Source organism: Allobosea sp. 05T433 (assembly GCF_056396065.1).
The window spans coordinates 386,101-411,897 of the sequence record NZ_JBFTKS010000003.1; the positions used below are offsets into that span (position 1 = coordinate 386,101).

A 25,797-nucleotide genomic window follows, 5' to 3' on the forward strand; every position below is an offset into this window, starting at 1 on the left:
ATCAAGCCCTTGCCTCAACGGCCATCCGCGCCTCGACATCGGCGCGCCTTGGCAGCGGCGCGACTGCGCCATAACCCAGCGTGGAAAGTGCCGCCGCGACATTGGCGTAGGCGGCAGCGACAAAGGGATCGCCCGTGCGCACATATTCTGCGAGGAAGGCCCCGTCATAGCAGTCGCCGGCTCCGGTCGCATCGATGGCGTCGACCTTGATCGGCACGAAGCGCTGACGCCGCTCCGGCGTCGCAACCAGCGAGCCCTCGTGGCCCAGCGTGAGCGCGACAATCCTTGCGCCAAGGCCGAGATAGAAATCCGCGATCGCATCCGGCTCGCTCAGGCCGGTCAACTGGGTCGCGTCGTCAAAGCCTGGCAGCACGATATCGGCCATGGCGCAGGCCGCATGGATGATCGCTCGCGCCCGGGTCAGCGGCCAGAGCTTCAGCCTCAGGTTGGTATCGTAGGCCGTGGTGACGCCGCTCGCACGAGCCGCGGCAAAGGCCTCGAATACCGCATCGCAGGCACTTGCCGAAATCGCCTGGCTGATCCCCGATGCCTGCACCACCTTGGCCGACCGAACCAAGTCGAGCGGCAGGTCGCGCGGTCCGCAGAGGCTCGCGGCCGACCCCGCACGCAGATACGAGAACACGTGCCCGTTCGGTCCGTGATCGACGAAATAGAGCCCGGTCGGCGCGGTCGGATGGGTCGTGACATGGCTGTCATCGACGTTTTCCCTGGCCCAGAGCTCACGGAAGGAGCGGCCTGCGCTGTCATCCCCCAAAGCGCCGGCATAGGCGACGCTGGCACCCTGCCGCGCCGCGGCGATCGCGCAATTCGAGGTGTCCCCGCCATGTCCGAAGCGGAACGAACCGGCCTCGCCGCGGGTCGCATTGAACTCGCCCAGCGGCTCGCCGATGCAGAGAATATCGAGTGTCTTATCCGTCACGGCACCGTCTCAGGCCAGAGCTGTTGGACGCGGCGAAAAGCCTGCGCGCCTTCCTAAAGCATCAAGCGCCCAAGGTGGAAACGGTTTTCCGCGGGATTGCGCGCTATTCCGCCGCTTCCCGGCTCGTCGGCGGCGCCAGGAGCTGATCGGCGATCCGCACGATCTCCTGCCGCAGGGCGGCATTGTCGCTCCGCGCAGCCGGATCATTGACGGGCTTCGCCTCGCGTCGCAACTGGGACAGTTCCTGCTTGGTGCGCGCAAGCTCGGCTCGCACCTGAGCCAGTGCCCCGTGCAGGGTCTGCGCTTCCGCATGCTCGGTTTCAAACCGGGCATCCCGAGCCCGCAACTCGTTCTGGGCCTGCGCGACCTCTTCGGCGGCCCGCTGTTTTCTGGACGCGTTCATGGATTTCTCCTGCGCCAACTCCGCTTCGAGTTCCTGCTTCATCCGCACCTGCTGGTCGCGCTCCTCCTCGACCTTGCGGGCGAGCGCCGCGAGACGACCAGCCTCCGCAGCCACCTCAACTGCTCCGGAATCCGCCGCCGCAAGGCCTGCCTCTGCTTGTACCGCGCGTGCGGCCAGGGCGTCGGCGCGCAGTCTTTCGCTATCCCGATCGGTCGTCATCGCCTTGAGCGCGGCCGTCGCCTGATCGACGGCGCGCCGGCTCGCCGCCAATTGGGCTGCGAGCTCGCCGCGCTCTCCCTCGATCACCATGATGCGCGTGCGGCCTTCGACCTGCGCAACGCGATGAGCATCGCCTTCCTGGCGGGATTGCGCGAGCTCGGCCTCACGCTCCGCAAGCAGTGCCTGGGTCTGCTCGAGCGTCGCGCGCAATTCTGCCAGCTCTCCGGTGCGTGCATCGAGATCGGAGCCAGTGCCACGTAACGCAAGCCTGGCCTCGTTCAGGCTGTGCTCCAATGCACCTAGATCATGGATCCGCTGTTCGATCGTACCACTGGCCAGCGCCGCCGCTGCGATTTCCCTGGCCAGCGCGTCGCGGGTTTCGGAGAGATCGGTGCGCGTGGCCGCCAGATCGCCCTCGAGCCCGCTGATGCGTTCTTCGCGGGCACCGAGCTCCCGTTCGAGCCGCCCGATCGCCATGTCGCGGCGGCCGAGCTCTTCCATTGCCCCAGCCCTTGCAGCGAACCCGCTTTCCGCCCGTTGCTCGAGAGCCCGCGCCTGCATCGCCAGTTCCGCCCGCAGATGGTCTCGATCGGCTGCGATCTCCGCCAGCGAGAGCGGGAACGCCGCCTCTGCCCGCTTGCGAGCCAGGCGGTCGGCCCGTCGGGCAAGCGCCGGCAATGCCGCCAGCGCCAGCAGAATGGCTGTCAGGAAGCCGAGCGTGACGAGCATGACGGCTTCGATCAATTCACCGGGCTCCGATCAGGAACGATTCCAAGAACGAAACCCTGCCATGACAACAGCGCCATGGCCAGCAAAACGAGCCCTCCCGGTCAGAACGGGTTCCAGGTCGCCTGCGGCGTGAACTTGAGATAGCCGAGATTGACGCCGAGCCGCCAGCCGACGCCGGTCCGGATCGGCACCAGCGTCACGCCCTCGGCTGCCATTGCAGTGAAGCCGAAGCCGCCGACAAAGTAGACCGAGCCGTCAATGCCGACGAAACGCTGGTAGAGCGCATCGACGACCGGCAGGTTGTAGACCAGCATCATGGTGCGAGCGCCTTCTCCGCCGAAGTCGAAGCCGACGGACGGGCCCTGCCAGAACACTTTCCGATCGCCGGCATTACGCGTGAACAGCGTGCCTTCGCCGAAGCGGAGGCCACCGACGAAGGCACCGGACGCCTCCTGGCCGAGAACATAGCCATTGGGTTCGCCCCAGCGCCGGACCGCCTCCTCGATCGTCAGCGCAAGTCCGCGCGAGACATTGCCAAAGAACTGATGACCGGAGCTGACGAGCTCGGTCTGGGAAAAGGGCTGCGGATTCTGGCTCTGCGCCAGGACCGGCAGGCTGCTCAGTCCAAGAGTGGCCGAGACAACCGCACCGGCCAGAAGAGAACGGCGAGTGAGATCCATTGAGGAAACTCCGGGCTAGGCGTCGCATCCCGGCCGGGTGGCCGGATGCGCGGCGGGGCACGGCATCACGCGAATGCGCGACAATTCAGTAACCAGTTTGATACGCCCCAAGAGTATCCAACCCGTGAAGATTGCGCGGAGGTGCTTCCCCGTCGTCACCCAGCAAAGGAATCTGTGATGAAGGCCGTAAAATGGCAGCGCTGGATTTCGATCGCAGTCGGCGTCCTCGCCCTTGCCATCGCGGTCCAGCCGGTGCTGGCCCAGCCGGCGGCGCTGCCCCATGGCCTTCCGGAATTGCCTGCAATTGGCGAGGAAATGCAGCGCGACAGCCGTTCCGGGCTGGCATTGGGCGGATACGACCCCGTTGCCTATCAGGCAGAAGGTCGCGCGGTTTCCGGTCGCCCGGACTATGAGCTGATCTATGATGGCGCAGTCTGGCGCTTCAGCACGGCCAGCAACCGCGAAGCCTTTCGTGATTCGCCCGGCGTCTACGAGCCAGCCTTTGCAGGCTTCGACCCGCTCGCGGTAGCCGATGGACGTGTCGTTGAGACCGACCCGCGTCGCTTCGCGATCATTGGTTCGCGGCTCTTCCTCTTTCGAAGCGAAGAGAATAGGCGCCGCTTCACCCAGGAAACCTCCCTGCGCCAACTTGCGGAATCCAACTGGCAGCGCGTCAGCCAGCAGATCGCTCGCTGAAGCGTCGGCCCGAAAAACGAATTGCGGTTTTCGGACAAGCCGATGCGACCATGGAAGGTTAGGAGACCGGATACGATTATCCGGTCCTGTGATCTAACCTACGGTACCCGTCTGGCCGACAAGCGTCAGTTCCTTCGCAAGTGCGATCGCGCGCCCGGCCAATCCCTCATTGCTGGCCGCCACGAAGGACGGGTTGCGATAGTGCCGCTCGGCGCCGCCATAGCGCAGCACATTGCCGTCGAGCTGCCGGACGACACCGCCGGCTGCGGTCAAAATCGCGTCGCCGGCGGCAATATCCCATTCCATCGTTGTTCCTCCGCGGACATGAAGATCGGCCTCGCCACTGGCGATCAGGCCGAATTTCACCGCCGAGGACATCGGCATCTGTTCACTCTTGCACATCGCGCTGAGAACGCTGCTGCTGAGCGCGTCTCCGTGAAAGCGGCTGACTAGCACGACTGGACCGGTCGCCGGAGTGGGGCGGGCGACGATGCGTTGCGCCGCACCGAGCGTTGAGCCATCCGGCGCGATGGCCTGCGCAAAAGCATCTTCCCCCGCAAACCAGAGCCGCCCGATCTCCGGCGCGGCGATCGCCCCCGCGATCGGCCGCGTGCCGCTGATGATGGCGATAGCGACACAGTAGCTGCCACCAGCCGCCAGGAATTCGCGCGTGCCATCCAGCGGGTCGAGCAGGATGAAAACGGGGGCAGGCTGAGCGGTTTCGACGCTCTCTTCGCTGATCACGGGGAAATCCGGCAGCAGCCGCGCGAGGGCCGCCTTCGCGGCGTGATCGGCGGCGAGGTCAGCAGAACAGACGGGCGAACCGTCCGCCTTGCTCCGCACATCCCTTGCAGCGCGCATGGCCAAAAGCACGGCGCCGCTGAGGCGCGCCGCCTCGGCCAGCTTCTCAGCCAGCGCATTGCGGTCGGAAAGGCGCGGATCATCGGGCGCTATCATGCGGATTGGGCGCCCATTCGCTGTTCTGCTGGCCAAAACACAGTTAACCACATGCAAACCAAGATCGCCTCATACCTTATCCTATCGGCGCTTCATTTGCCATGAGCGCGCCCCGAAACGCTGTTCCCAGGACATCTGCCATGACCGACATCTCGCTCGAGCCGCTCGATCTGGCTGCGCTTCTTTGCAGCCGGGTCTGCCATGACGTGATCAGCCCGGTCGGCGCCATCGTCAACGCGCTCGAGGTTCTGGAGGAAGACGATCCCTCGATGCGCGATTTCGCACTCGAGCTGATCAAGAAGAGCGCGCGCAGCGCGTCCGCCCGCCTGCAATTCGCCCGGCTTGCCTTCGGCGCGGCGGGATCGGCAGGCGCGATGATCGACCTCGGCGATGCCGGCACGGTCGCGAATGGCTTCCTGAACGATGACAAGCTCTCGCTCGACTGGGAGGCCCCGCGCGCGTTGCTGCCGAAGAATCAGGTCAAGCTCGTGCTCAACCTGCTGATCCTCGCGACGCAGGCGGTGCCGCGCGGCGGACGTCTCGTCGCCCGCACCACCTTGGAGGGCGAGCAGGGCAGCTTCCATATCACCGCCACCGGTTCTCATGCCCGCATTCCGGCCCATGTCGAGGAACTGCTCGCCGGCCGCTCCGAGACGGGCACGATCGACGCCCACGCCGTGCAGCCGCTTTACGCCGGCATGGTCGCCCGCGCGGCCAATATGAAGGTCGCTTTCGCCATCGACGGCGACACCGTAACGATCACGGCCGACAAGGCGGACTGAGCCATTTCGGCCGAGAGCGCAGGAACATCGCGCTTTCAGTCCTGTCTCAACCGATCATAAACCCTTCCGCTGCATAGATGGGCGCTGCATTGTTGCGTGGGTAATGGTCTTCGGCATGGACGAATTGCTCCAAGAGTTCCTTGGCGAGACTGGCGAGCATCTCGACACCGTCGACAGGGAGCTCGTGCGCTTCGAGCAGGAGCCCAATAATCGCGACATCCTGCGCAACATCTTCCGGTTGGTTCATACCGTGAAGGGCACGTGCGGGTTCATTGGCCTGCCGCGCCTCGAAGCCCTGACGCATGCGGCAGAATCCGTGATGGGCCAGTTCCGCGACGGCGCAACCGTGAACGCAATCGCGGTGACCGCGATTCTGGAAACCATCGACCGCATCAAGGAGATCATGGCGGAGCTGGCCGACAAGGGCCAGGAGCCAACCGGCAGCGACGAGATCCTGATCCGCGAATTGCAGGCGCTGGCCGACCAGGCCAAGAAGGAGCTGGCACAGTCCCCTTCGGTCAACCCATCGGATCCGGTCGCCGCCTACCTGGCCCGGCACGCTCTGTCCGCGACCGATGACGGCCTCGACCTCGTCTTCCAGAGCGCACCCGGACCGCAGCGCGGACCGGACGGGCGCATCGAAAGCGCGGCCCGCCACGACGCTGCCGCCGAAGACGCCTCCCCCCGCGAGAGCCGCTCGGCGGGCCCGGCGAGCCTGCGCGTCAATGTCGACACGATCGAGCATCTGATGACGATGGTCTCGGAGCTCGTGCTGACCCGCAACCAGTTGCTCGAAATCTCGCGTCGCCAGGATGACGCCGCGCTCAAGGCGCCGCTCCAGCGTCTGTCCCTGATCACCGCCGAACTGCAGGACGGGGTGATGAAGACCCGCATGCAGCCGATCGGCAATGCCTGGTCGAAGCTGCCGCGCATCGTGCGCGACCTCAGCGGCGAACTCGGAAAGCGCATCGAGCTCGTCACCGAAGGCGCCGATACCGAGCTCGACCGGCAGATCCTCGACCTGATCAAGGACCCCTTGATCCATATGGTGCGCAACTGCGCCGATCACGCGATCGAGCCACCTGCCGACCGTGTCGCCGCTGGCAAACCGGCCCACGGCACCATTCGCCTCGCCGCCTATCACGAGGGCGGCTCGGTCACCATCTCCATCTCGGACGATGGGCGCGGCCTCGACTTCGAGCGCATTCGCCGCAAGGCACTGCAGCAAGGTCTTGCCCATGAGGGCGAGATCGAGCGCATGAGCGAAGCGCAGCTCAGCCGCCTGATATTTCATCCCGGTTTCTCGACCGCGGAAAATGTCACCGCGATCTCCGGGCGCGGCGTTGGCATGGACGTGGTCAAGTCTAATATCGACGCCATTGGTGGGTTGATCGACATCGCCAGCACGGTGGGTGCCGGCACCACATTGACCATCAAGATCCCGCTCACCCTCGCTATCGTCGCAGCCCTCATCGTGGCCTGCGGCGAACAGCGCTTCGCCATCCCCCAGATCGTCGTGCGCGAGCTCGTCCGCGTGAAGGCCGGGGCCGATCACCGCATCGAGCAGATCAACGGCACACCTGTCCTGCGGCTGCGTGGCCGATTGCTGCCGATCATCGCACTTGCCGGATTGCTGAACGCCGGTCCCGCGGCAGCAGATGACGGGTTCATCGTGGTGACACAGATCGGCGAACGTCAGTTCGGCATTCTGGTCGACACCGTGTTCCACACCGAGGAAATCGTCGTCAAACCGATGTCGACGAAGCTGCGTCACATCCCGATCTTCTCCGGCAACACCATCCTAGGCGATGGCGCGGTCGTGTTGATCGTCGACCCCAATGGCGTCGCCAGCCTCGTCGGAGCGACGACCTCTGCCGATGCCCCCGAGCAGAACGCGGCCAACGGCCACTCCCCTGTCGGTGAGCGAACGACCATGCTGGTGTTTCGCGCCGGTGCCGACAGTTTGAAAGCCGTGCCGCTCTCGCTCGTCACACGCCTGGAAGAGGTCGAGGCAGAGCGGTTCGAGATCAGCGGCGGGCGCGTGCTGTTGAACTATCGCGGCCGTCTGATGCCGATCATCCCCGTCGGCGAGACACAGGTGAAGAGCAAGGGCCTGCAGGCACTCGTCATCATCGCGGAAGGCGAGCTGACCATGGGCCTCGCCGTCGACGCGATCGTCGACATCGTTGACGAGGTTCTCGATGTCGAGTTGCAAGCCATGCTCGACCAGGGTGCCGTCGGGTCGGCGATCATCAGGGGGCGCGCCACCGAGATCCTCGATCTGGCGCACTACCTGCCCAAGGGCGATCCGAACTGGTTGCGGGCCAGCCGCCGCGAAGGCGTGTCCAGCAGCGCGCATGTCCTGATGGTCGAGCCTTCCGAATTCCTGCGCGAAATGCTGGCCCCCGTCCTGAAGGCCGCAGGACTTCGCGTCACACTGGCCGCCGATATCGCCAGCGCCCGCCAGCATGTCGTCGCCGGCGGGCTCAACGGCGTGTTGATCGACCTCGACCGCTACACCGAAGCAGCGCTCGGCTTTGCGGCCGAACTGCGTGACGGCGAAGACGGCGATGCATTCCGGATCCTCGGCATGACGACCTTCGCCACCCCGGAGCTCTATGCACTCGCAACGCAGGCGCGCATGGACGCCATCGTTGCGAAATTCGATCGCCGTGCCTTGCTCGCCGAGCTGGCAGACAACCGCTCCAGACTGAGGCAGGCGGCATGAACTCAAAGCAGAGCAACGCACGTCCCGCCCCTGACGCGACGGGCTTCACGGAATCCCTCGACTACGTCACCGTGACCATTGGCGAGCAGTTGCTCGGGCTCCCGATCGGCCGCGTGCAGGACGTCTTCAATACCAGCCGCATCACGCCGGTGCCGCTGGCCCCGCCCGAAATCATCGGCCTGCTCAACCTGCGCGGGCGCGTGGTGACCGCACTCTGCCTGCGCAAGCGGCTCGGCCGGGAGCCCCTTTTGGGCGCAGCCACGGAGTTGGTTGCGGTGGGGATCGATCATGGTGGAGAGGCCTACGCGCTGATCGTCGACGCGGTCGGCGAGGTGATCCGTCTCGATCACTCCACGCTGGAGCCCGTGCCGGTCCATCTCGACCGCGCCTGGGCCTCCCTGGCAGCCGGCGTTCACCGCCTCGAAGACCGCCTTCTCGTCGTGCTCGACATCGACGCAGTGCTGAAGATCGACCTGCCTTTGGCTGCCTGAGCCGCGGCCCGCCCATTCTGGAGAATGACCATGAAATATTGCCTCGTCGTCGATGACTCAGCGGTGATCCGCAAGGTCGCACGCCGCATTCTCGAGGGTCTCCAGTTCCGAATCGCAGAAGCCGAGGACGGCGCCCGGGCGATCGATGCCTGCAAGGGCGAGATGCCGGACGCTGTGCTGCTGGATTGGAACATGCCGATCATGGACGGCTATGATTTCCTGCGCACCCTGCGGCAGATGCCAGGCGGCAAACGGCCCAAGGTCGTCTTCTGCACGACCGAGAACGACATTGCCCATATCGCGCGCGCCATGCACGCCGGCGCCGACGAATACATTATGAAGCCGTTCGACAAGGAGATCGTCGCCTCCAAGTTCCATCAGGTCGGCCTGCTGTGACACGTCGCGCCGCGGCCCGTGCCGTCGCGGCCCATTTCTCGGCGGGCCATTGGTGGCCCACCCAGCCAGCCCTGCACTCGACGCACAGGGGTCGTGCCGAATGATGAGCCCCCGCTCATCCAGCCATGGCAGAACAGCCATACGTCCGAAGACCGTCGTCATCGCCGACGACTCCGTCGTCGTGCGCGGGCTGTTCGCACGCTGGCTCGGCGAGAGCGGCCAGTTTCACGTCGTCGCGGTGGCAGGCGACGGTGAGACGGCCGTGGAGCATGCCACGCGTTACCACCCGGATATCATGGTCCTCGACCTCGACATGCCCGGCCTCGACGGTCTTGCAGCACTGCCCCAGATCGTCAGGGAGAGCCCGAAGACTGCCGTCCTGCTGGCCACGACGCTGACGGAACGCAATGCCCGGCTCGCCCTGCAGGGCATGACCATGGGCGCCATGGACGTGCTACCCAAGCCCGAAAGTCGCGCCGGCATGACGCTGTCGCTGGATTTCCGGAGCGAATTCCTGCTCAAGCTCAGCAGCATCGCACAATCCTCGCACGAGGCGTTGCTGCCTTTCAGCGAAGTCCCGCCTGAGCCGGGTCTGCCGAGCGGCATCATGGATCTCAGGCCGCTGATCTCGATGATGCCGCGCTACCTCGTCATCGGCGCCTCGACAGGCGGCCCCCGCGCCGTGGCCAAGGTCCTCACCGATATTGGCGATGGCCTCCAGGACCTGACGACGCTCGTCGTCCAGCATATGCCTCCGCTTTTTACGGCGTCCTTCGCGGAACAGCTCTCCGGACAGATCGGTGTCAGGGCACGCGAGCCTTTCGATGGCGAAAGACTGAGCAGGGGCACGGTCTATATCGCGCCGGGAGGACGCCATCTCGGCATCGATCGCAGGCTCGGCCATATCGTCGCGAGCATCGGCGACGGGCCGCCGGTACGCTTCTGCAGACCCGCCGTCGATGTGCTCTTCAGCGAAGCTGCCAATCACCTCGGTCCGGCCGCGCTCGGCCTGGTGATGACCGGGATGGGCAGTGACGGCACGGATGGCGCGGGCGCGTTGCGCCGCGCCGGCGCCGCCGTAATCGCACAGGATGAAACGTCGAGCACGATCTGGGGCATGCCAGGCTCCGTCGTGCGCGCCCGCCATGCCAGCACCGTTGTCGCGCTCGACGGCATCGGCCTCGCCATTCGTGCGCTGGTGCGTGGAGGATCCTCGGCATGACGGAGGCCGATTTCGACTTCCTGCGCACGCTGCTGCACCTGCGCTCGGGTCTCTCCCTCAGCACCGAGAAGCGCTACCTCGTCGAGAGCAGGCTCGGCATCCTCTGCCGAAAGCGAAATATCGCGGGGCTCGGTCCGCTTGTGCAGCGCCTCAGGCTCGAAGGCGACCGCGGCCTGGAGAATGCCGTCGTCGAGGCGATGACCACCAACGAGACCCTGTTCTTCCGCGACCGGACCCCATTCGATCTGTTCCGCAATGTGATCCTCCCCGAGAAACTCGCTGCGAATGCGGCCCACCGCTCCCTGCGGATCTGGTGCGCCGCAGTTTCGACCGGACAGGAAGCCTATTCCCTTGCCATGATCCTGGATGAGATGGCGGCGCAGCTGGCGGGCTGGAGGATCGAGATCGTCGGAACCGACATTTCCGCCGAAGTCCTGGAGCGCGCCCGTGGCGGGCTCTACACCCAGTTCGAGATCCAGCGCGGCCTGCCGATCCAACTCCTGCTGAAGCACTTCCGGCAGGAAGGCGACAAGTGGCGCATCTCGGAGCAGATTCGCGCGATGGTCGAGCTGCGGCAGCATAACCTGCTCGATTCGAGCGGCCATTTCGGCCTCTTCGACGTGATCCTCTGCCGCAACGTGCTGATCTATTTTGACGTTCCGACCAAGGCGCGGGTGATGGCCGCACTGGCCCAGCGGCTCGCCCCGGATGGAGCCTTCCTGCTTGGCGCCGCAGAGACGGTGATCGGGATCACCACCAGCATCGTTCCGGACAAGCAGCATCGCGGCCTCTACCGCGACGGCCGCTCCGGCAAGGCTCAGTCGCCCGGTCTCGGCTACCCCTTCGACCGGCCGCGTCCGCTGCCCACGGCCGGCTCCCGCCTCTGATCATCGGACTGGATACCGTATCCGGTCGATGATCGAACCTTCTGTGCTTGCATCGGCTTGCCCGAAAACCGCAATCGACTTTCGGGCCGATGCTTTAGGCCGCTGCCGCCATAAACAAAAACCCCGCCTCTCGGCGGGGTCCCGTCAACCTGTCGTGTACATCCGACGATCAGGCTGTATCTCTTGTCGCATCCGATCGTGACGACCGGATGACACCGATCACGCCGGAATGCGTTCCTCGACATCGTTCGGCTCGCGCAGCACGTAGCCGCGGCCCCAAACGGTTTCGATGTAGTTCTTTCCGTCCGACGCATTGGCGAGCTTCTTGCGGAGCTTGCAGATGAAAACGTCGATGATCTTGAGTTCCGGCTCGTCCATGCCGCCATAGAGATGGTTCAGGAACATCTCCTTGGTCAGCGTCGTGCCCTTGCGGAGCGAAAGCAGCTCCAGCATCTGGTATTCCTTGCCCGTCAGGTGCACGCGGGCGGCATCGACCTCGACGGTCTTGGTGTCGAGATTGACGACGAGATCGCCGGTGGTGATGACCGACTGCGCATGGCCCTTCGAGCGGCGCACGATGGCGTGGATGCGCGCGACAAGCTCGTCCTTGTGGAAGGGCTTGGTGAGATAGTCGTCGGCGCCGAAGCCGAGGCCCTTCACCTTGTCCTCGATGCCGGCAAGACCGGAGAGGATCAGGATCGGCGTCTTCACCTTCGCGACGCGAAGGGAGCGCAGCACCTCATAGCCCGACATGTCCGGCAGGTTCAGGTCGAGGAGGATGATGTCGTAATCGTAGAGCTTGCCGAGATCGACACCCTCTTCGCCCAGATCGGTCGTATAGACGTTGAAGCTCTCTGATTTGAGCATCAACTCAATGCTCTGGGCGGTTGCGCTATCGTCCTCGATCAGCAGAACCCGCATGTCACGTCCCCAATTTCGCCCCGAGGCAAGCTCGACCACATTCTCATCCGAACCCTCATGGCTCTGGACGACCAGGCGCTTGCCCGATGAAACGCCACGCGACACGCTACTGGGAAAATGGTTAACAAACCGTGATTCCCGAGCGCAAGCGCTTCCAGGGAGAAAGTGAACGATCCTTGTCGAGGTGAGTCGAAATTGACACGGATCGGGAGACCTTCGCCCGCGAAATCGCCTTTCGCGGAGGACTGTTCCGAGGAACAGGGACAAAAAGCCCCTGCAACACGACACAGCCTCGATGCACAGTGTTAATCACAGAGGTAAATGAAAGATTGACGGGACGGGGAATGAGTGGCGCAAAGCACGGTATAGACAGGTTATCCGACCTCGCCGCCACAATCGGTAACCTCGATGCGGTAACGACATTCGGCCGGGTGACGGGCGTGCGTGGCCTGATGGTCGAGGTCTCCGGACCGATCGGCGCCATGAGCCTTGGCGGACGCATCGAGATCGAGATCGCGCCGGGAACGCGTGTCCCCTGCGAAGTGATCGGCTTTTCCGGCGAAAAGGCGCTGGTGATGCCCTATGGCGGCCTCGACGGTGTCCGCCGCGGCTGCCCCGCCTATGTGGACAAGGCAGCCCCGGGCATCCGGCCGACCAATGCCTGGCTCGGCCGGGTTGTCGATGCGCTCGGAAGACCTGTGGATGGCGGCCCGCCCCTGCCTCAGGGAGAACATCTTTGCGCCTTCCGCGCCGACCCGCCCCCCGCGCATGCACGCCGCCGCGTCGGCTCCCCGCTCGATCTCGGCGTCCGCGCCCTCAACGCCTTCCTGACCTGCTGCCTTGGCCAGCGCATGGGTATCTTCGCCGGCTCGGGCGTCGGCAAATCGGTTCTTCTTTCCATGCTGGCCCGCTACGCACGCGCCGATGTCAACATCATCGGGCTCGTCGGCGAGCGCGGCCGCGAGGTCCAGGAGTTTCTGCAGGACGACCTCGGCCCGGAAGGCCTGGCGCGCTCCGTGGTCGTGGTCGCCACCTCCGACGAGCCCGCGCTGATGCGCAAGCAGGCCGCTCTCACCACCCTCACCTTGGCCGAGTACTTCCGCGACCAGGGCGCGCAGGTGATGTGCCTGATGGACTCGGTCACGCGCTTTGCCATGGCGATGCGCGAGATCGGCCTTGCCGCCGGCGAGCCGCCAACCACCAAGGGCTATACGCCGACCGTCTTCGCCGAGTTGCCGCGCCTGCTCGAACGCGCCGGTCCTGGCATCGGCGAAGGTGCCATCACCGGTCTGTTCACCGTGCTGGTCGATGGTGGAGACCATGACGAACCTGTCGCCGACGCGGTGCGCGGCATTCTCGACGGCCATATCGTCATGGAACGCTCCATTGCCGAGCGTGGGCGCTACCCGGCAATCAACGTGCTGAAATCCGTGTCGCGCACCATGCCGCGCTCCTGCGACCCCTCCTACTATCCCGTCGTCCAGAAGGCCCGCGCGACACTCGCGACCTATTCCGACATGGAGGAGCTGATCCGGCTTGGCGCCTATCGCCAGGGCGCATCGGCAGAGGTCGACGAGGCCATCCGCCTCAACCCGCAGCTCGAAGCCTTCCTGAAACAGGCCAAGGACGAGGCGACGTCACTGGGGGAAGGCTACGCCAGGCTCGCAGCCATCATGGCGAGCTGACGCGGCGCACCAGGATCAGCATCGCCACCAGCGCGCCGGTCTGGATCACCGCCGAGATCATCAGCGCCGCGCTGCTGCCAAAGCGCTCGATCATCACCGCAAAGAGCAGCGGCGCGGCTGCGAAAGTCAGGTTCTGCGGAACCGTCAGCCGCCCGAGCATGGTCGCAAAGCCACGCCGGCCGAACAGCGAAAGCGGCAAGGTGGCGCGTGCCACGGAAATGACGCCCATGGCAGCATTGAAGGCGGCGACAAAGCCGATGGCGGAAAGCGCGGTCCCTGACGCCAGCGCCATGTAGAGGCAGGAGAGCGGCCCGAGCACAAGGCCGACCAAGGCCACACGCTCGACAGCGAAGCGTTCCCCGGCCAGGACGTCGACCAGACGGGCCACGAGCGTTGCAAGCCCGCCGAGCGAGGCGATCGTAACGGCCGTCGCACTGGTCAGTCCGGAACTCTGCAGCAGGCCGATGAGATGGAGGGGCAGCCCCCAGGAGACCAGCCCGCTTGCCGAAAAGGCAAAGGCCAGCAGCCAGAAGATCGGGCGACGCTCTTGCGGGGTCACCCTGCCCTCATCGGCAGGCAGAGCCGCCGCTGCCGGGCCGGCAGCGGGCGCATGAGGGGGCGTCACTGGGATGGCGAGATGGATCGGAAGCACGATCACGATCTGGATCGCGGCAAAGATCAAGAGGGCCACACGCCAGCCATAGGCAGCGCAGAGGGCTGCGGACAACGGCCAGAACACGCTCGAGGCAAGGCCCGTGGCAAGCATCATCACGCCGATGACGCGTCGTGTTCGCGCGCCCATCAGTTGCGCGACCGTGACATTGCCGACATTGGCGAGCGTCAGCGAGTGACCGATACCGATGACGAACCAGGTCGCGAGATAGCTGATCGGCCCCTGTGCCGCCGCGAGCAAGGCCAAGCCCAGTGCGCAGATGATGGCCCCGACACACATGGCACGCCGCGTTCCGCGACGATCGAGATGTCGCCCGACCATCGGCGCGACCACCGCACCGGTCACGAGCAGGATGGTGATGCCTCCGAAGACGATCTCCCCGCTCATCCCGAGATCTCGATCGAGATAGGCGGCAAGGACCGACGGCGCGTAATAGGTCGATCCCCAGCCGATAATGCGGGTGAGAGCGAGGCCGCAGAGCAGCGGCCAGTGCTCCGGAAGGCGTGATGAGGCGAGCAAGGGAAGGCGATCCGGGAGGGAAAGACGGGCGAACGCCCTGATAACTGCGCAGACTCTATAGGGGACACACAGCGTACGGCAGCAGCAGCGACGCGGGCTCAATATGCGTCGAAAGCGGGCGGCCTCGGTAAGAAACGGTCAACCTCCTTGCGCCATTGTCCTTTTCGTCTCGCGGATCAAGTTCCGGCGGCGAACCGAGGGGTCGGGGAGCCGCCATGCGTAACCAGGAGTTGGACACGACATGAAGTCGCGAGAGACCCTCTTGCGTCTCAAACGCTTCCAGGTGGACGAAAAGCGTCGCCGGGTAAGCCAGATTGAGATGATGATTGCGGATTTCCATCGCATGGCGACCGATCTGGATCGTGAGATCCAGAGCGAGGAGACACGGGCCGGTATCTCCGACCCTGCTCATTTCGCTTACCCGACCTATGCCAAGGCGGCGCTCGGGCGCCGCGACAACCTGCGGCAGTCGGCGGATAATCTGAAGGGCCAGCTCGACGAGGCCAAGGCCGAGCTTCAGGAAGCCTTCGAGGACATGAAGAAGGTCGAGATTCTCGACGATCGCGAGCGTGCTTCCGAGCGGGCCGCCGAAGCAGCGCGCGACCAGTCGATGATGGATTCGATCGGGCTGCGCTCACGCGCCTGACCGTCGGGCTTCAGGGATCTTGCACGGAGAAGGGGCGGGAGGCCGTTGGCCTCCCGCCCCTTTTTCATTCGATCACCGGATGATGCCGCACGGAGTCGCGCGGCATATGCCCTGCCAGCCGCGGATCATCGTCGACCTCGACGCTGCGCTTGAAGACCGTGAACCCCGAGCGCTGATAGAATTCCGGCGCGCTCTGATGATCGAGCGTGCAGGTGTGTACCCAGAAGCGCGAAATCGGCTGGGCCCAGGCCCGTTCCAGCGCCCGATTCATCAACCAGCGGCCGGCTCCGCGGCCCAGCACGGTTTCGTCCAGCCCGAAAAAGCTGAGCTCTCCCTCTCCCGCCACGCGGAAATCAAGCTCCAGCAATCCAACGTCGCGGCCATCGGCCCGAACGGCGAAGAACTCGACGGCTGGATCCGCCAGGATCGCCTCGATCTCCGCCACGGGCTTGACCAGCCGGCTGAACCACATCCAGCGCTCACCGAGCACACGGTAGATCGCGAGATAGCGCGTGACATCGTCTCTCCCGATCGGCTCGAGGGAGAAGCCCGAAAGGCCGGGCGGATCGACCCGCTTGGCCGGCGGCGCAAACATCTCGAGAGATGTGACGATCGCCGCGATCTTGCCGGGCGGAAGGTCGGTGATGCCGGTCAGGCTGATGGGAATGCTGTCGCTCATGGTCCTGTCTGCGGTACGTTGGCCGTGAGGCAGACGCTCGAAGCCTGCGCCGTCGAGGCTGCCGGATATCGCCGCGATCATGACATGATCCCGGGCGAAAGATCAGTTCGTACGGTGCATGGCCCATTCCCACCAGGAGAAGCTGTGGTGCGCCGCTTCAAACGAATGAGGATTCTTTTCGATGACCAGACGTGTAAAGCTGAAGCTCGCCGCCGCTCTCTTCGGCATCGCGGCACTGGGCGGTGTCGCCGTTGCGCAGCAGCACCAGGGTCACGGCGCCATGCAGGGCTCGGCGACCGGCGTCGCGGACACGCCGGCGACGGCCGCCTACAAGGCGGTCAATGACAAGATGCACAAGGACATGGCGACCTCCTTCACCGGCGACGCCGATGCCGATTTCGTGCGTGGCATGATTCCGCATCATCAGGGCGCCATCGACATGGCCAAGGTCGTGCTTGCTCATGGCAAGGACCCGGAAATCAAGAAGCTGGCCACTGAGGTCATCTCCGCCCAGGAGAAGGAGATCGCCTTCATGCGGGACTGGCTGAAGAAAAACGGAAAATAGGCCGTCCGTGCGGCCTGGCGCGGGCAACGCCGCTTGCCCTCGCCCTCCCTCGCTGGCACACAGGCGAAGGTTCGCTCCGGCCGGCTATCCAGGCCTTCCCCTGCGCGCCGCGACACCGCCTTCGACGCCTCCTCGCAGCCTGCCGGTTTCATGAAACGCTATCTCGACTATCTCTGGCCGCTCATCGGTCTCGTCGCGGTCGTCTGGTCGGTCGAGTTGCTCTGGGACAAGCTCAAGGCCGAGGCCGGCACGGATGCCGCCGTCCAGGCATTGCTGGAGCAAGGAACCCTCTGGCAGAACATCAAGATCATTGCGGCCGGCATCGGCCAGAAGATCGCCTTGATCTCCCCGGACGCCTTCCTGCACGCAGCCCTCGCAACGCTCGTCGCTTACGCTGCGCTGGCCTGGTATGACCGCATTGCCTTGATCCATCTCGGCAAGGAGAAGGGCATCTCCTGGCCCTATATCGCGCTTTGTTCCTTCGTGACCTATGCGCTCTCGCACAATATCGGCGCCTCGGTCTTCTCGGGCGGCATGGTCCGGTTCCGCGCCTATACCGCGAAGGGCCTGACAACAGCCGATGTCGCGGTTCTGGTCGCGCTCTGCTCCTTCACCTTCGCCTTCGGAACCATTCTGCTGCTTGGGCTCGTCCTGATCGGGGAGCCTCAGATCCTGCGCCCGCTCGGCCGGCTTTCGCATTGGTTCACCCTCGGCGATGCGACTGCCCGGCTGATCGGCTTCGGGCTGCTCGCCTTCGTCGGGCTCTACACGGTCGGCTCCTGGCTGAAGTTCAGGCCGCTCAAGATCGGCAAGTTCGAGTTGATCTATCCCCGGCTGCCGGTCGTTGCGCGGCAATATCTCGCTGCGCCTCTGGAACTGATGGGTGCCGCCGGCATCATCTATTTCGCGCTGCCCGATCAGGGAAACCCCGGCTTCTTCATCGTGCTCGGCGCCTTCCTCCTTTCCTTCTCGGCCGGGCTGCTCAGCCAGGTGCCGGGCGGGGTCGGCGTGATGGAAGCGGTCTTCCTCGCGGTCATGCCGGGCGTGCCGGCACCGGCTGTCTTTGCGGCCCTGCTGATCTGGCGGCTGTTCTACCTGATCCTGCCGCTGGTGATTTCGCTGCCGATCGTGCTGGCCTTCGAGCGCAGCCAGCTCAGGAAGAACACCCGCATCGCACCCCCTCCCTGACAAGCATGATGCCGAACGCGGGAACCGGCTTTCGGGTAGCATCAGGCGCTAGACCATGGCCTCAGCGTCTGAGCGCGATCGCAGCTGCGCCGAACATCAACACCGCGCCGATTGCCTCGGACAGGCCGAATGGCTCGTGCAGCACGACAACTCCGGCTGTGACAGCGATGGCCGGGCTGACGAAGGCATAGAGCCCGGCATGGAAGGCGCCCCAGTCGCGCAGCAGCCGCATGTAGATGGTGAAGCCGATCAGCGAGCCGCCAATCACCAGGACGGCAACGGCGGGCCAGACCGGCCACTCTCCGAGCGCGCGCATATCAGCAAGCGTGACGGGCTCGACAGCGAACGAGACGGCCGCAAGGCCGAGCGCACCAATGACCGTCTGCCAGCCGGCCAATGTCAGCGTCGGCATGGTGCCGGCGATCCGCCGCGTCAACACGGCGCCGAAGCAGTAGAGCAACGTGCCAAAGGCCACGGCCGCCAGCCCCCAGATCTCCATCGGATCGCCATGCGCCGCGCTCCAGCCGCTGGAGGCGCGCGTCGCGAACAGAAAACAAAGCCCGATGAGCCCAAGCACGATGGCCGCGATGCGCTGGCCGGTGATCCGCTGCCCCTCGATCAAGCGGCTCGCGATCAGCGTATAGATCGGGATCGTCGCGAGATTGACGATGGCGGCGAGCCCCGACGGTGCATGCGCGGTCCCCCAGAACAGGAAGGCGTAGTTGCCGGTATTCACCAGGAGTGCGGTGATCAGCAGGCGCCGCCGCGCTGCGGGTGGAACGGCGAGAAGATCGCGCCCGGCCCAGAGCAGCATCAGGACACCAGCGATCGAGAACCGTGCCGCAGCAAGGAAGATCGGCGGAACATGGGCCGAGCCGATCTTGACCGGCAGGAAGGTCAGCCCCCAGACCAGACACATCAGGGCGAAGTAAAAGGCGTTGCGCGACATGCCCCGGTCCTTAGCGATGCGGAAACGGCAGGGCCAATGCCGGATTGGCGACGGCTGCAGGGGCGCGACGCAAGCGGGCGTCCTGCGCTTCCGCGCCGTCTGTCATGGGTTGCACTCTGAACGATCTACTATAGAAGAATCAACGCTATGATAATGGACGATTTGACGTCAAGGCTTGCCGAACGCATGCGCATCGAGCGGGAAAGCCGCGGCTGGAGCCTGAGCGATCTCGCCGACAAATCCGGGGTGTCCCGCGCGATGATCAGCAAGATCGAGCGGGGAGAAGCGAGCCCGACCGCTGTCCTCCTCGGCCGGCTTTCCGGCGCCTTCGGGTTGACCTTGTCGAACCTTCTGGCGCGAGCCGAGACGCCGAGCGAGTTTCTCCGACGCTGCGCGGATCAACCATTCTGGCGCGATCCCGAAACCGGCTTCACTCGGCGCGCCATTTCGCCGGCTGGCGAAGCGGGCATCGAGCTGGTCGATGCCGAGTTGCCGCCCAGTGCACGCATCTCGTATCCCGCAAGCTCCTACGCGTTCATCAGGCAGCAGATCTGGGTCCAGTCCGGCACGCTCGACTTTCGCGAAGGCGAGACGATGAAGCGTCTCCAGGCTGGCGACTGCCTTGAGCTGGGGGCGCCCAGCGATTGCAGCTTCTGCAATCCCGGACCGGAACCGGTGCGCTATCTCGTTGTCGTCGTGCGCCGCTGAAGCCGGCTCAGACGCTTCCAACCGTCCTCAGCCGGACGCGGGGATGGATTTCCCCCTGCGACAGTACGGGTGTCTCGCGGCGGAAGCGCTCGATGATCTGGCGCACGAACGGTCGTGCCATGCCGGAGGTGACCAGCGCCGGCATCTCGCCGATACGCGCCGCGTCCTCGAACTTGTCGCGGACCTGATGCACGAATTCCTGCAGGCGCGAGGGCTGCATGGCCAGATGCCGGTCCTCGCCCTGGCCGACGATCGACTCGGCAAAGATGCTCTCCCAGGCCGGCGAGAGCGTGATGATCGGCAAATGCCCCTGCTGGTTCGAGAACTGGGCACAGATCTGCCGGGCCAGCCGCACCCGGACATGTTCGGCGATGTCGCGCGGGTTCTTGATGCCGCCGGCGACTTCGGCGATGCCTTCGACGACGGTGGCGAGATCGCGGATCGAGATGCGCTCCGCGAGCAGCAGCTGCAGCACGCGCTGGATTCCCGTGGTCGAGATCTGGCTCGGCACGATCTCCTTGACGAGGTCGGCATGGTCCTTGGGCAATTCGCGCAGCAGTTTCTGCACTTCGCCATGCGAGAGCAGCTCCGGCATATGCGACTTCAGCACTTCGGTCAGATGCGTCGAGATCACCGTGGCGGCATCGACCACGGTGAAGCCGCGCAGCTGCGCCTCATCCTGCAGTGACGCGTCGATCCAGGTGGCAGGCAGGCCGAAGGTCGGCTCCAGCACGTTGTGGCCGGGCAGATTCACGCTGCCGCCCATCGGGTCCATGGCCATGAACTGGCCGGCATAGACGATGCCGTGCCCCGCATCGATCTCCTTGATCTTGATGTAGTAGTGGTTCGCTTCGAGCTGGACGTTGTCAACGATGCGCACCGCCGGCATCACGAAACCGAGCTCGGCAGCGAGCTGGCGGCGCAGTGCCCGGACCTGATCGGTCAGCCGATCCTGCCCGCCCGCCGCGTTGACCAGCGGCAGCAGCCCGTAGCCGATCTCGATCTTGAGCTCGTCGAGCTTGAGCAGATCGTTGAGCGTCTCCTCCTTCGGCGTGCCATCGGCGGCAAGCGGCGATGCAGCCTGCGCAGCCTCCGCCACCTGAACTTCCCGTGCCTTGGCGATCTGACCGAAATGGCGCGCGAGCCAGGCCGAACCACCGGCGAGCAGCAGGAAGGGCAGCATCGGGATACCGGGCAGGATTGCGATCAGCAGCATTACCGCCGCCGACATGCCGAGCGCCTTCGGGTACCCTGAGAGCTGCCTGCCGAGCGCCTTGTCGGCGGCGCCGCGCACGCCTGACTTGGAGACCAGAAGGCCGGCCGCCGTCGAGACGATCAGGGCCGGAATCTGGCTGACGAGGCCATCGCCGACGGTCAGCTGCGTATAGGCGCGCGCTGCATCCCCGAAGCCCATGCCCTGCTGCGCGACGCCGATGATGATGCCGCCGAGGACGTTGATGAAGGTGATGAGCAAGCCGGCGATGGCGTCGCCGCGCACGAATTTCGAGGCACCGTCCATCGAACCGAAGAAGTTGGCCTCGTCCTCCAGCGCCTTGCGGCGCTCCTTGGCGACGTCCTGATCGATGAGACCGGCCGAGAGATCGGCGTCGATCGCCATCTGCTTGCCGGGCATGGCATCCAGGGCGAAGCGCGCCGCAACTTCGGCGATGCGGCCCGAACCTTTGGTGATGACCACGAAATTGACGATGATCAGGATGGTGAAGACGATCACCCCGATCACGAAATTGCCGCTCATCACGAAATTGCCGAAGGCTTCGATGACGTGGCCAGCGGCGGCACTGCCTTCGTGGCCGTGAGCGAGGATCAGGCGCGTCGAGGCGAGATTGAGCGCCAGCCGCAGCATCGTGACGATCAGCAGCACTGTCGGAAAAGCCGAGAATTCCAGCGGCTCCTCGATGAAGAGCGCCGTCATCAGCACCAGTACGGACAGGATGATCGACAAGGCCAGGAGCAGGTCGAGCAGCAGTGCCGGCAGCGGGAAGATGAGCACCACGAGGATGCCCATGACGCCGATGGCGAGGAACAGGTCGGGCCGGTTGAGGAAATTCCCCATGGCGCCGCCGCTGGGCATCTTGAAACCGCCACCGGCGCCCGCCGCTACATCCGTCATCGACCAGTCCACTCCCCGTCGCGACGCGGCCGTCAGGCAACCATGCCCCTCCAGCTTCCGCGACGATACCCGGCAATTCTTGCCGGGTTCATGGTGAATGAATGGTTAAGCCGACCAGAAAATCGGGCCGTGGAACCCCTTCCTGAATGGATCGTTATTGAACTGCCGCGTTCTGGCCCCATTCGACCGAACAACTCGCGAGCGGGGTCGACATACTGGCTTTCCGGCCGACTTGATTGGAGATATTCGTGGATAGACGTTCCTTTGTTTTGAGCCTTTTCGGTGGCCTCGCAGCGGCCGGCCTTGGCGGGACCGCCATTGCCCAGGCAGCGACGGGCAAGACCACCCCGACGCCGGAGATATTGCCTGCCAACGAATTGAATGCCGCAACCAAGGCCGCGCTTGACCGTGCCGATGCCGATTTCAGTCAGGTGGTGGTCCGCGAACGCACCGTCGTTCGGCGGCCTCGTCCAGCCTACCGGCGTCCGGTCGTGGTACGCGAGCGTGTGGTCGTGCGCCGCCCCGCCCCGCGCTATCGCCGCCCCGTGGTGGTGCGCCGGAATGTGATCGTGCGCTGAGACGTAGGATTTGCGGAAGGCGGTGCCGAAGGGCGCCGCCTTCTTCGTATGAGGCGAAGCCGTGAGGCACGCCAGACGATGAGGGAGGATCGCCATGTCGCCGCACGAAGCGGCTCTGCCCGCGGTCATCGCGACGGATATCCCGGCCCGGCTCGATCGCCTGCCATGGTCGCGCTTTCACACGCTGGTCGTGGTGGCTCTCGGGATCACCTGGATCCTGGATGGGCTGGAAGTGACCCTTGCCGGATCGGTCTCGGGGGCACTGAAGGAAAGTCCGGCGCTCCGCTTCACCAATACGGAAATCGGCCTTGCCGGCGCCGCCTATATCGCCGGCGCCGTCTTCGGCGCCCTGTTCTTCGGCTGGCTGACCGACAGGCTCGGCCGCAAGCGCCTCTTCAGCATCACCGTTCTTGTCTACCTCGCAGCCACGGCCGCGACGGCGTTCTCTTGGAGCGTCACGAGCTTCCTGATCTTCCGCTTCTTCACCGGTATGGGGATCGGCGGTGAATACACGGCGATCAACTCGACCATTCAGGAACTGGTGCCGGCGCGCGTGCGCGGGTGGGTCGATCTCGTCATCAACGGCTCGTTCTGGGTCGGAGCAGCCTTGGGCGCAATCGGAGCGATCGTCCTGCTCGACCCGGCCACCATCAATCCCGAACTCGGCTGGCGGCTCGCGTTCTTCATCGGCGCGGCGCTTGGCCTGATCATTCTCATCCTGCGGCGCTGGATCCCTGAAAGCCCGCGCTGGCTGATCAGCCATGGCCGCGCAGAGGAAGCGGCTGCGATCGTGATCCGCATCGAGACGCAAGCCGGCGTCAGCTACAGCGCCAGTGAAGGCCTGGCGCAGATCCGCCTGCGACCACGACCGGCGACGCCACTTGGCGAGGTCTTTCATTCCCTCTTCGTGACACATCGCCAGCGAGCGCTCGTCGGGCTGGCGCTGATGGTCGCGCAGGCCTTCTTCTACAATGCGATCTTCTTCACCTACGCGTTGATCCTGACCGATTTCTACCAGGTGCCTTCGCATCTGATCGGTTGGTTCATCCTGCCCTTCGCCGCCGGCAATTTCCTGGGTCCGCTCCTGATCGGGCGTCTCTTCGATACGCTGGGCCGGCGCACCATGATCGCGGCGACCTATGCTCTGTCGGCGCTTCTGCTGGCCGGCACCGGCTATCTGTTCGCGCGTAATCTGGTGACGGCCTCCCAGCTCACGCTGTGCTGGAGCGTCGTGTTCTTCTTCGCATCCGCCRCCGCAAGTTCGGCCTATCTGACGGTCAGCGAGACGTTCCCCGTCGAGATGCGCGCGCTTGCCATCGCGGTCTTCTACGCCATCGGCACCGGCGCGGGTGGCATTGCCGGCCCCTGGCTGTTCGGTGCCCTGATCGACACCGGATCGCGGGCAAGCGTCTTCGGCGGCTACCTGTTTGGCGCGGCCCTCATGCTGGCTGCTGCCGTCATTGCAGCGCTCTACGCAGTCAGGGCTGAACGCCGGCCGCTGGAAAGCGTCGCCCGGCCCTTGAATGCCGCGGATTGAGCCCGCCGGACGACCTGGCCGATGCGGGAGGGAGCGCGATCGGTTGGAACAATGCGCTGCGATAAGCGTTAGCATCTGGCACCATTTCGGGGATGCCGAAAGGGTGGCCGAAACCCTGTCTGGAGGACGCCGTGGATAGACGTTCGTTCATGATGACCCTGTTCGGCGGCATGGCTATGGCCAGCCTTGGCGGGATGGCTGGCGCCGCAGCGGCCGAGCCCAAGCTCATTCCCACCCCTGAACCGGCCGAGGGTGAAGGCAAGCTTGCCGCCGAAGCCAGCGAAACGCTGGACAAGGCGGACGCCGAGTACAGTTATTATTACAGGCGGCGCTATTATGGGTATCGCCGCCCCTATTACCGCCCGAGGTACTATTACCGACCGCGGTATTATCGCCCTCGATATTATTACCGCCCGCGGTATTATCGACCCTATTACCGCCGTCGGTACTATTACTGACCCTCTCTTCGGGATTTCGCCCTGGGTCAGGCGACGCTGACGCGCGCCTGTCCCGGCTCGGCAACCGCAATACCGGCCGAGGTATATTCGCCGAGCTTGTTGCGGAGCGTGCGGATCGAGATTCCGAGGATCTTGGCCGCATGCGTGCGGTTTCCGAGACAGTGGTCCAGCGTATCCAGGATGAGGTCGCGCTCGACATCGGCAACAGTCCGGCCCACCAGGCCGCGTGTCACGGCCTCAGCGGTCTGAACGACACGGCTTGCGACGTCGTGACCTGACGACGGACCAAGCGACTCGCCTTCCGGGGTCACCATCGCATCGGGTCCGATCTCCGTGCCCTGGGCCAGCAGGACCGCGCGGTGAACCGTGTTCTCGAGCTCCCGCACATTGCCTCGCCAGCCATTAGCCAACAGTGCCTTGCGGGCATCGGCCGCGATCGGACGCAGGGGCATACCGTTGATCTCGGCATATTTCTTGGCGAAATGATCCGCCAGCACAAGGATATCGCCCGGCCGCTCGCGCAAGGCGGGAAGCCGCAGATGCACGACGTTCAGGCGATAGAACAGGTCTTCGCGAAAGGAGCCTTCGCGAACCGCTTCGCCGAGATTCCGGTTCGAGGTCGCGATGATCCGGAGATCGACCTTCACAGGCTGCGAGCCGCCGACGCGGTCGATCATCCGTTCCTGAAGCGCGCGCAGCAGTTTCGCCTGCAGGCGGACATCCATCTCGGAAATCTCGTCGAGCAGGAGTGTGCCGCCATGAGCCTCCTCGAACTTTCCGATGCGCCGTGCGATCGCACCGGTAAAGGCGCCCTTCTCATGGCCGAACAGTTCCGATTCCAGCAGATTGTCGGGAATTGCCGCGCAATTCACGGCAACGAAGGGCTTGTCCTTGCGCAGCGACTTCTGATGCAGGTGGCGTGCAATGACCTCCTTGCCGGTGCCGCTCTCTCCGGTCACCAGAACAGGCGCCTCCGAGCGCGCAATCTGGCCGGCGAGCTGCACCACGCGCTCCATGGCCGGATCACGCCAGATCAGGCTGGACTGGTCGGCAGCGACGGCTTCCAGCACCGCCGCGATCAGCTCCGGATCAGGCGGCAGCGGCACATATTCGCGCGCGCCGGCCTGGATCGCGGCAACTGCCGCACGGGCATCGGTCGAGGTACCGCAGGCAACGATCGGCGTGCGGATGCGCTCGCTCTCCAAAGCCGCGACAAACTGCGCGATCGGCTGGGCGACATCGATCATCAGCAGGTCGGCGCCCTTGGCGCGCAACACCGCCAGGGTCTGATCGAGGCCGTCAGTATGGGTCACGGCGGCGCCATGCGAGATGGCGATCTTGGCCGCAGCGATGATCTGTCCCTTGAGACCGCCGACAATGATGAGGCGCATGGCTCAGGCCTTTCCGGATGAGTGCGTAACAGGCCGGGC

At 64.9% G+C, this 25,797-nt stretch carries 25 protein-coding genes; 15 read left to right on the forward strand and 10 right to left on the reverse strand.

The window, feature by feature from the left end; all coding sequences use genetic code 11:
• Nucleotide 1: 1 nt before the first annotated feature.
• From AC1DGP_RS06135 to AC1DGP_RS06145, 3 genes are all read right to left on the reverse strand, one after another.
• Nucleotides 2–940, reverse strand: a complete 939-nt coding sequence (locus AC1DGP_RS06135; RefSeq protein WP_441505150.1) for a sugar kinase — start codon at nucleotides 938–940, stop codon at nucleotides 2–4.
• A 103-nt stretch (nucleotides 941–1,043) separates the two neighbouring features.
• The gene (locus AC1DGP_RS06140) at nucleotides 1,044–2,306 is read right to left on the reverse strand and encodes a hypothetical protein (RefSeq protein ID WP_476831838.1); all 1,263 of its coding nucleotides are present in this window, start codon (nucleotides 2,304–2,306) and stop codon (nucleotides 1,044–1,046) included.
• A gap of 86 nt (nucleotides 2,307–2,392) precedes the next feature.
• Nucleotides 2,393–2,971: a DUF1134 domain-containing protein gene (locus tag AC1DGP_RS06145; RefSeq protein WP_476831839.1), complete on the reverse strand. Its 579-nt coding sequence runs from the start codon at nucleotides 2,969–2,971 to the stop codon at nucleotides 2,393–2,395.
• A gap of 45 nt (nucleotides 2,972–3,016) precedes the next feature.
• On the opposite strand from AC1DGP_RS06145, the gene AC1DGP_RS06150 reads away from it, so the two are divergent.
• Entirely contained in the window at nucleotides 3,017–3,667 is a 651-nt protein-coding gene (locus AC1DGP_RS06150) for a YHS domain-containing (seleno)protein (protein ID WP_476768080.1), read from the forward strand.
• 93 nt (nucleotides 3,668–3,760) lie between these two features.
• On the opposite strand, the gene AC1DGP_RS06155 is transcribed toward AC1DGP_RS06150, so the two are convergent.
• Nucleotides 3,761–4,624, reverse strand: a complete 864-nt coding sequence (locus AC1DGP_RS06155) for a 3'(2'),5'-bisphosphate nucleotidase CysQ family protein (RefSeq protein ID WP_476775236.1) — start codon at nucleotides 4,622–4,624, stop codon at nucleotides 3,761–3,763.
• Nucleotides 4,625–4,764: 140 nt separating this feature from the next.
• On the opposite strand from AC1DGP_RS06155, the gene chpT reads away from it, so the two are divergent.
• From chpT to AC1DGP_RS06185, 6 genes are all read left to right on the forward strand, one after another.
• The gene (gene chpT / locus AC1DGP_RS06160; protein ID WP_476775237.1) at nucleotides 4,765–5,406 is read left to right on the forward strand and encodes a histidine phosphotransferase ChpT; all 642 of its coding nucleotides are present in this window, start codon (nucleotides 4,765–4,767) and stop codon (nucleotides 5,404–5,406) included.
• A gap of 115 nt (nucleotides 5,407–5,521) precedes the next feature.
• Nucleotides 5,522–8,134 (forward strand): hybrid sensor histidine kinase/response regulator, encoded by a 2,613-nt coding sequence (locus tag AC1DGP_RS06165; protein ID WP_476831840.1) that lies wholly within the window; start codon nucleotides 5,522–5,524, stop codon nucleotides 8,132–8,134.
• A complete protein-coding gene (locus AC1DGP_RS06170; protein WP_476768084.1) occupies nucleotides 8,131–8,625 on the forward strand; it encodes a chemotaxis protein CheW in 495 nt (164 codons plus the stop codon). Before AC1DGP_RS06165 ends, AC1DGP_RS06170 begins: the two co-directional genes overlap by 4 nt.
• 30 nt (nucleotides 8,626–8,655) lie before the next feature.
• Nucleotides 8,656–9,021 carry a response regulator gene (locus AC1DGP_RS06175; RefSeq protein ID WP_043237911.1) on the forward strand — a complete coding sequence of 122 codons (366 nt, stop codon included), beginning with the start codon at nucleotides 8,656–8,658 and terminating at the stop codon, nucleotides 9,019–9,021.
• 100 nt (nucleotides 9,022–9,121) lie between these two features.
• Nucleotides 9,122–10,243 (forward strand): chemotaxis-specific protein-glutamate methyltransferase CheB, encoded by a 1,122-nt coding sequence (cheB, locus tag AC1DGP_RS06180; protein ID WP_476831841.1) that lies wholly within the window; start codon nucleotides 9,122–9,124, stop codon nucleotides 10,241–10,243.
• Nucleotides 10,240–11,130: a CheR family methyltransferase gene (locus AC1DGP_RS06185; protein ID WP_476775240.1), complete on the forward strand. Its 891-nt coding sequence runs from the start codon at nucleotides 10,240–10,242 to the stop codon at nucleotides 11,128–11,130. Before cheB ends, AC1DGP_RS06185 begins: the two co-directional genes overlap by 4 nt.
• Nucleotides 11,131–11,349: 219 nt before the next feature.
• On the opposite strand, the gene ctrA is transcribed toward AC1DGP_RS06185, so the two are convergent.
• Nucleotides 11,350–12,051 carry a response regulator transcription factor CtrA gene (gene ctrA / locus AC1DGP_RS06190; RefSeq protein ID WP_069882553.1) on the reverse strand — a complete coding sequence of 234 codons (702 nt, stop codon included), beginning with the start codon at nucleotides 12,049–12,051 and terminating at the stop codon, nucleotides 11,350–11,352.
• 344 nt (nucleotides 12,052–12,395) lie between these two features.
• On the opposite strand from ctrA, the gene fliI reads away from it, so the two are divergent.
• The gene (gene fliI / locus AC1DGP_RS06195) at nucleotides 12,396–13,736 is read left to right on the forward strand and encodes a flagellar protein export ATPase FliI (protein WP_476775241.1); all 1,341 of its coding nucleotides are present in this window, start codon (nucleotides 12,396–12,398) and stop codon (nucleotides 13,734–13,736) included.
• On the opposite strand, the gene AC1DGP_RS06200 is transcribed toward fliI, so the two are convergent.
• Nucleotides 13,723–14,928 (reverse strand): MFS transporter, encoded by a 1,206-nt coding sequence (locus AC1DGP_RS06200; protein WP_476768088.1) that lies wholly within the window; start codon nucleotides 14,926–14,928, stop codon nucleotides 13,723–13,725. The genes fliI and AC1DGP_RS06200 overlap by 14 nt on opposite strands.
• 241 nt (nucleotides 14,929–15,169) lie before the next feature.
• Here AC1DGP_RS06200 and fliJ point away from each other — a divergent pair, with 241 nt between their 5' ends.
• The gene (gene fliJ, locus AC1DGP_RS06205) at nucleotides 15,170–15,574 is read left to right on the forward strand and encodes a flagellar export protein FliJ (protein WP_043237924.1); all 405 of its coding nucleotides are present in this window, start codon (nucleotides 15,170–15,172) and stop codon (nucleotides 15,572–15,574) included.
• A 64-nt stretch (nucleotides 15,575–15,638) separates the two neighbouring features.
• On the opposite strand, the gene AC1DGP_RS06210 is transcribed toward fliJ, so the two are convergent.
• Complete coding sequence (locus AC1DGP_RS06210; protein WP_476831842.1) at nucleotides 15,639–16,334, reverse strand: GNAT family N-acetyltransferase; 696 nt, start codon at nucleotides 16,332–16,334, stop codon at nucleotides 15,639–15,641.
• Between the two features lie 100 nt (nucleotides 16,335–16,434).
• Between AC1DGP_RS06210 and copM the strand changes: the two genes are divergently transcribed.
• Nucleotides 16,435–16,818, forward strand: a complete 384-nt coding sequence (copM, locus tag AC1DGP_RS06215; RefSeq protein ID WP_441489560.1) for a CopM family metallochaperone — start codon at nucleotides 16,435–16,437, stop codon at nucleotides 16,816–16,818.
• Nucleotides 16,819–16,968: 150 nt separating this feature from the next.
• A complete protein-coding gene (locus AC1DGP_RS06220; RefSeq protein ID WP_441489561.1) occupies nucleotides 16,969–18,006 on the forward strand; it encodes a lysylphosphatidylglycerol synthase transmembrane domain-containing protein in 1,038 nt (345 codons plus the stop codon).
• A 61-nt stretch (nucleotides 18,007–18,067) separates the two neighbouring features.
• Here the strand turns inward: AC1DGP_RS06220 and AC1DGP_RS06225 are convergent, their stop codons facing one another.
• Nucleotides 18,068–18,955, reverse strand: coding sequence for a DMT family transporter (locus tag AC1DGP_RS06225; protein ID WP_476831843.1), 888 nt, complete (start codon nucleotides 18,953–18,955; stop codon nucleotides 18,068–18,070).
• Nucleotides 18,956–19,108: 153 nt separating this feature from the next.
• On the opposite strand from AC1DGP_RS06225, the gene AC1DGP_RS06230 reads away from it, so the two are divergent.
• On the forward strand, nucleotides 19,109–19,663 hold the full coding sequence (locus AC1DGP_RS06230) for a helix-turn-helix domain-containing protein (protein WP_476775243.1): 555 nt from the start codon (nucleotides 19,109–19,111) through the stop codon (nucleotides 19,661–19,663).
• A 7-nt stretch (nucleotides 19,664–19,670) separates the two neighbouring features.
• On the opposite strand, the gene flhA is transcribed toward AC1DGP_RS06230, so the two are convergent.
• The gene (gene flhA, locus AC1DGP_RS06235; protein ID WP_476831863.1) at nucleotides 19,671–21,755 is read right to left on the reverse strand and encodes a flagellar biosynthesis protein FlhA; all 2,085 of its coding nucleotides are present in this window, start codon (nucleotides 21,753–21,755) and stop codon (nucleotides 19,671–19,673) included.
• A gap of 287 nt (nucleotides 21,756–22,042) precedes the next feature.
• Between flhA and AC1DGP_RS06240 the strand changes: the two genes are divergently transcribed.
• From AC1DGP_RS06240 to AC1DGP_RS06250, 3 genes are all read left to right on the forward strand, one after another.
• A complete protein-coding gene (locus tag AC1DGP_RS06240) occupies nucleotides 22,043–22,372 on the forward strand; it encodes a hypothetical protein (protein ID WP_476824860.1) in 330 nt (109 codons plus the stop codon).
• Between the two features lie 94 nt (nucleotides 22,373–22,466).
• On the forward strand, nucleotides 22,467–23,909 hold the full coding sequence (locus AC1DGP_RS06245; RefSeq protein WP_476831844.1) for an MFS transporter: 1,443 nt from the start codon (nucleotides 22,467–22,469) through the stop codon (nucleotides 23,907–23,909).
• Nucleotides 23,910–24,040: 131 nt separating this feature from the next.
• A complete protein-coding gene (locus AC1DGP_RS06250; protein ID WP_476775246.1) occupies nucleotides 24,041–24,367 on the forward strand; it encodes a hypothetical protein in 327 nt (108 codons plus the stop codon).
• Between the two features lie 26 nt (nucleotides 24,368–24,393).
• Here AC1DGP_RS06250 and flbD read toward each other — a convergent pair whose 3' ends face one another.
• Nucleotides 24,394–25,758 carry a sigma-54-dependent transcriptional regulator FlbD gene (gene flbD / locus AC1DGP_RS06255; protein ID WP_441489567.1) on the reverse strand — a complete coding sequence of 455 codons (1,365 nt, stop codon included), beginning with the start codon at nucleotides 25,756–25,758 and terminating at the stop codon, nucleotides 24,394–24,396.
• Between the last annotated feature and the right edge of the window lie 39 nt (nucleotides 25,759–25,797).

What these genes read in the sequence shown, in the direction of transcription:
- AC1DGP_RS06145 (WP_476831839.1), bottom strand. Translation starts at nt 2,971, where the DNA reads ATGGATCTCACTCGCCGTTCTCTTCTGGCCGGTGCGGTTGTCTCGGCC.
- AC1DGP_RS06150 (WP_476768080.1), top strand. Translation starts at nt 3,017, where the DNA reads ATGCGCGGCGGGGCACGGCATCACGCGAATGCGCGACAATTCAGTAAC.
- AC1DGP_RS06155 (WP_476775236.1), bottom strand. Translation starts at nt 4,624, where the DNA reads ATGATAGCGCCCGATGATCCGCGCCTTTCCGACCGCAATGCGCTGGCT.
- chpT (WP_476775237.1), top strand. Translation starts at nt 4,765, where the DNA reads ATGACCGACATCTCGCTCGAGCCGCTCGATCTGGCTGCGCTTCTTTGC.
- AC1DGP_RS06165 (WP_476831840.1), top strand. Translation starts at nt 5,522, where the DNA reads ATGGACGAATTGCTCCAAGAGTTCCTTGGCGAGACTGGCGAGCATCTC.
- AC1DGP_RS06170 (WP_476768084.1), top strand. Translation starts at nt 8,131, where the DNA reads ATGAACTCAAAGCAGAGCAACGCACGTCCCGCCCCTGACGCGACGGGC.
- AC1DGP_RS06175 (WP_043237911.1), top strand. Translation starts at nt 8,656, where the DNA reads ATGAAATATTGCCTCGTCGTCGATGACTCAGCGGTGATCCGCAAGGTC.
- cheB (WP_476831841.1), top strand. Translation starts at nt 9,122, where the DNA reads ATGATGAGCCCCCGCTCATCCAGCCATGGCAGAACAGCCATACGTCCG.
- AC1DGP_RS06185 (WP_476775240.1), top strand. Translation starts at nt 10,240, where the DNA reads ATGACGGAGGCCGATTTCGACTTCCTGCGCACGCTGCTGCACCTGCGC.
- ctrA (WP_069882553.1), bottom strand. Translation starts at nt 12,051, where the DNA reads ATGCGGGTTCTGCTGATCGAGGACGATAGCGCAACCGCCCAGAGCATT.
- fliI (WP_476775241.1), top strand. Translation starts at nt 12,396, where the DNA reads ATGAGTGGCGCAAAGCACGGTATAGACAGGTTATCCGACCTCGCCGCC.
- fliJ (WP_043237924.1), top strand. Translation starts at nt 15,170, where the DNA reads ATGAAGTCGCGAGAGACCCTCTTGCGTCTCAAACGCTTCCAGGTGGAC.
- AC1DGP_RS06210 (WP_476831842.1), bottom strand. Translation starts at nt 16,334, where the DNA reads ATGATCGCGGCGATATCCGGCAGCCTCGACGGCGCAGGCTTCGAGCGT.
- copM (WP_441489560.1), top strand. Translation starts at nt 16,435, where the DNA reads ATGACCAGACGTGTAAAGCTGAAGCTCGCCGCCGCTCTCTTCGGCATC.
- AC1DGP_RS06220 (WP_441489561.1), top strand. Translation starts at nt 16,969, where the DNA reads ATGAAACGCTATCTCGACTATCTCTGGCCGCTCATCGGTCTCGTCGCG.
- AC1DGP_RS06225 (WP_476831843.1), bottom strand. Translation starts at nt 18,955, where the DNA reads ATGTCGCGCAACGCCTTTTACTTCGCCCTGATGTGTCTGGTCTGGGGG.
- AC1DGP_RS06230 (WP_476775243.1), top strand. Translation starts at nt 19,109, where the DNA reads ATGGACGATTTGACGTCAAGGCTTGCCGAACGCATGCGCATCGAGCGG.
- flhA (WP_476831863.1), bottom strand. Translation starts at nt 21,755, where the DNA reads ATGCCCAGCGGCGGCGCCATGGGGAATTTCCTCAACCGGCCCGACCTG.
- flbD (WP_441489567.1), bottom strand. Translation starts at nt 25,758, where the DNA reads ATGCGCCTCATCATTGTCGGCGGTCTCAAGGGACAGATCATCGCTGCG.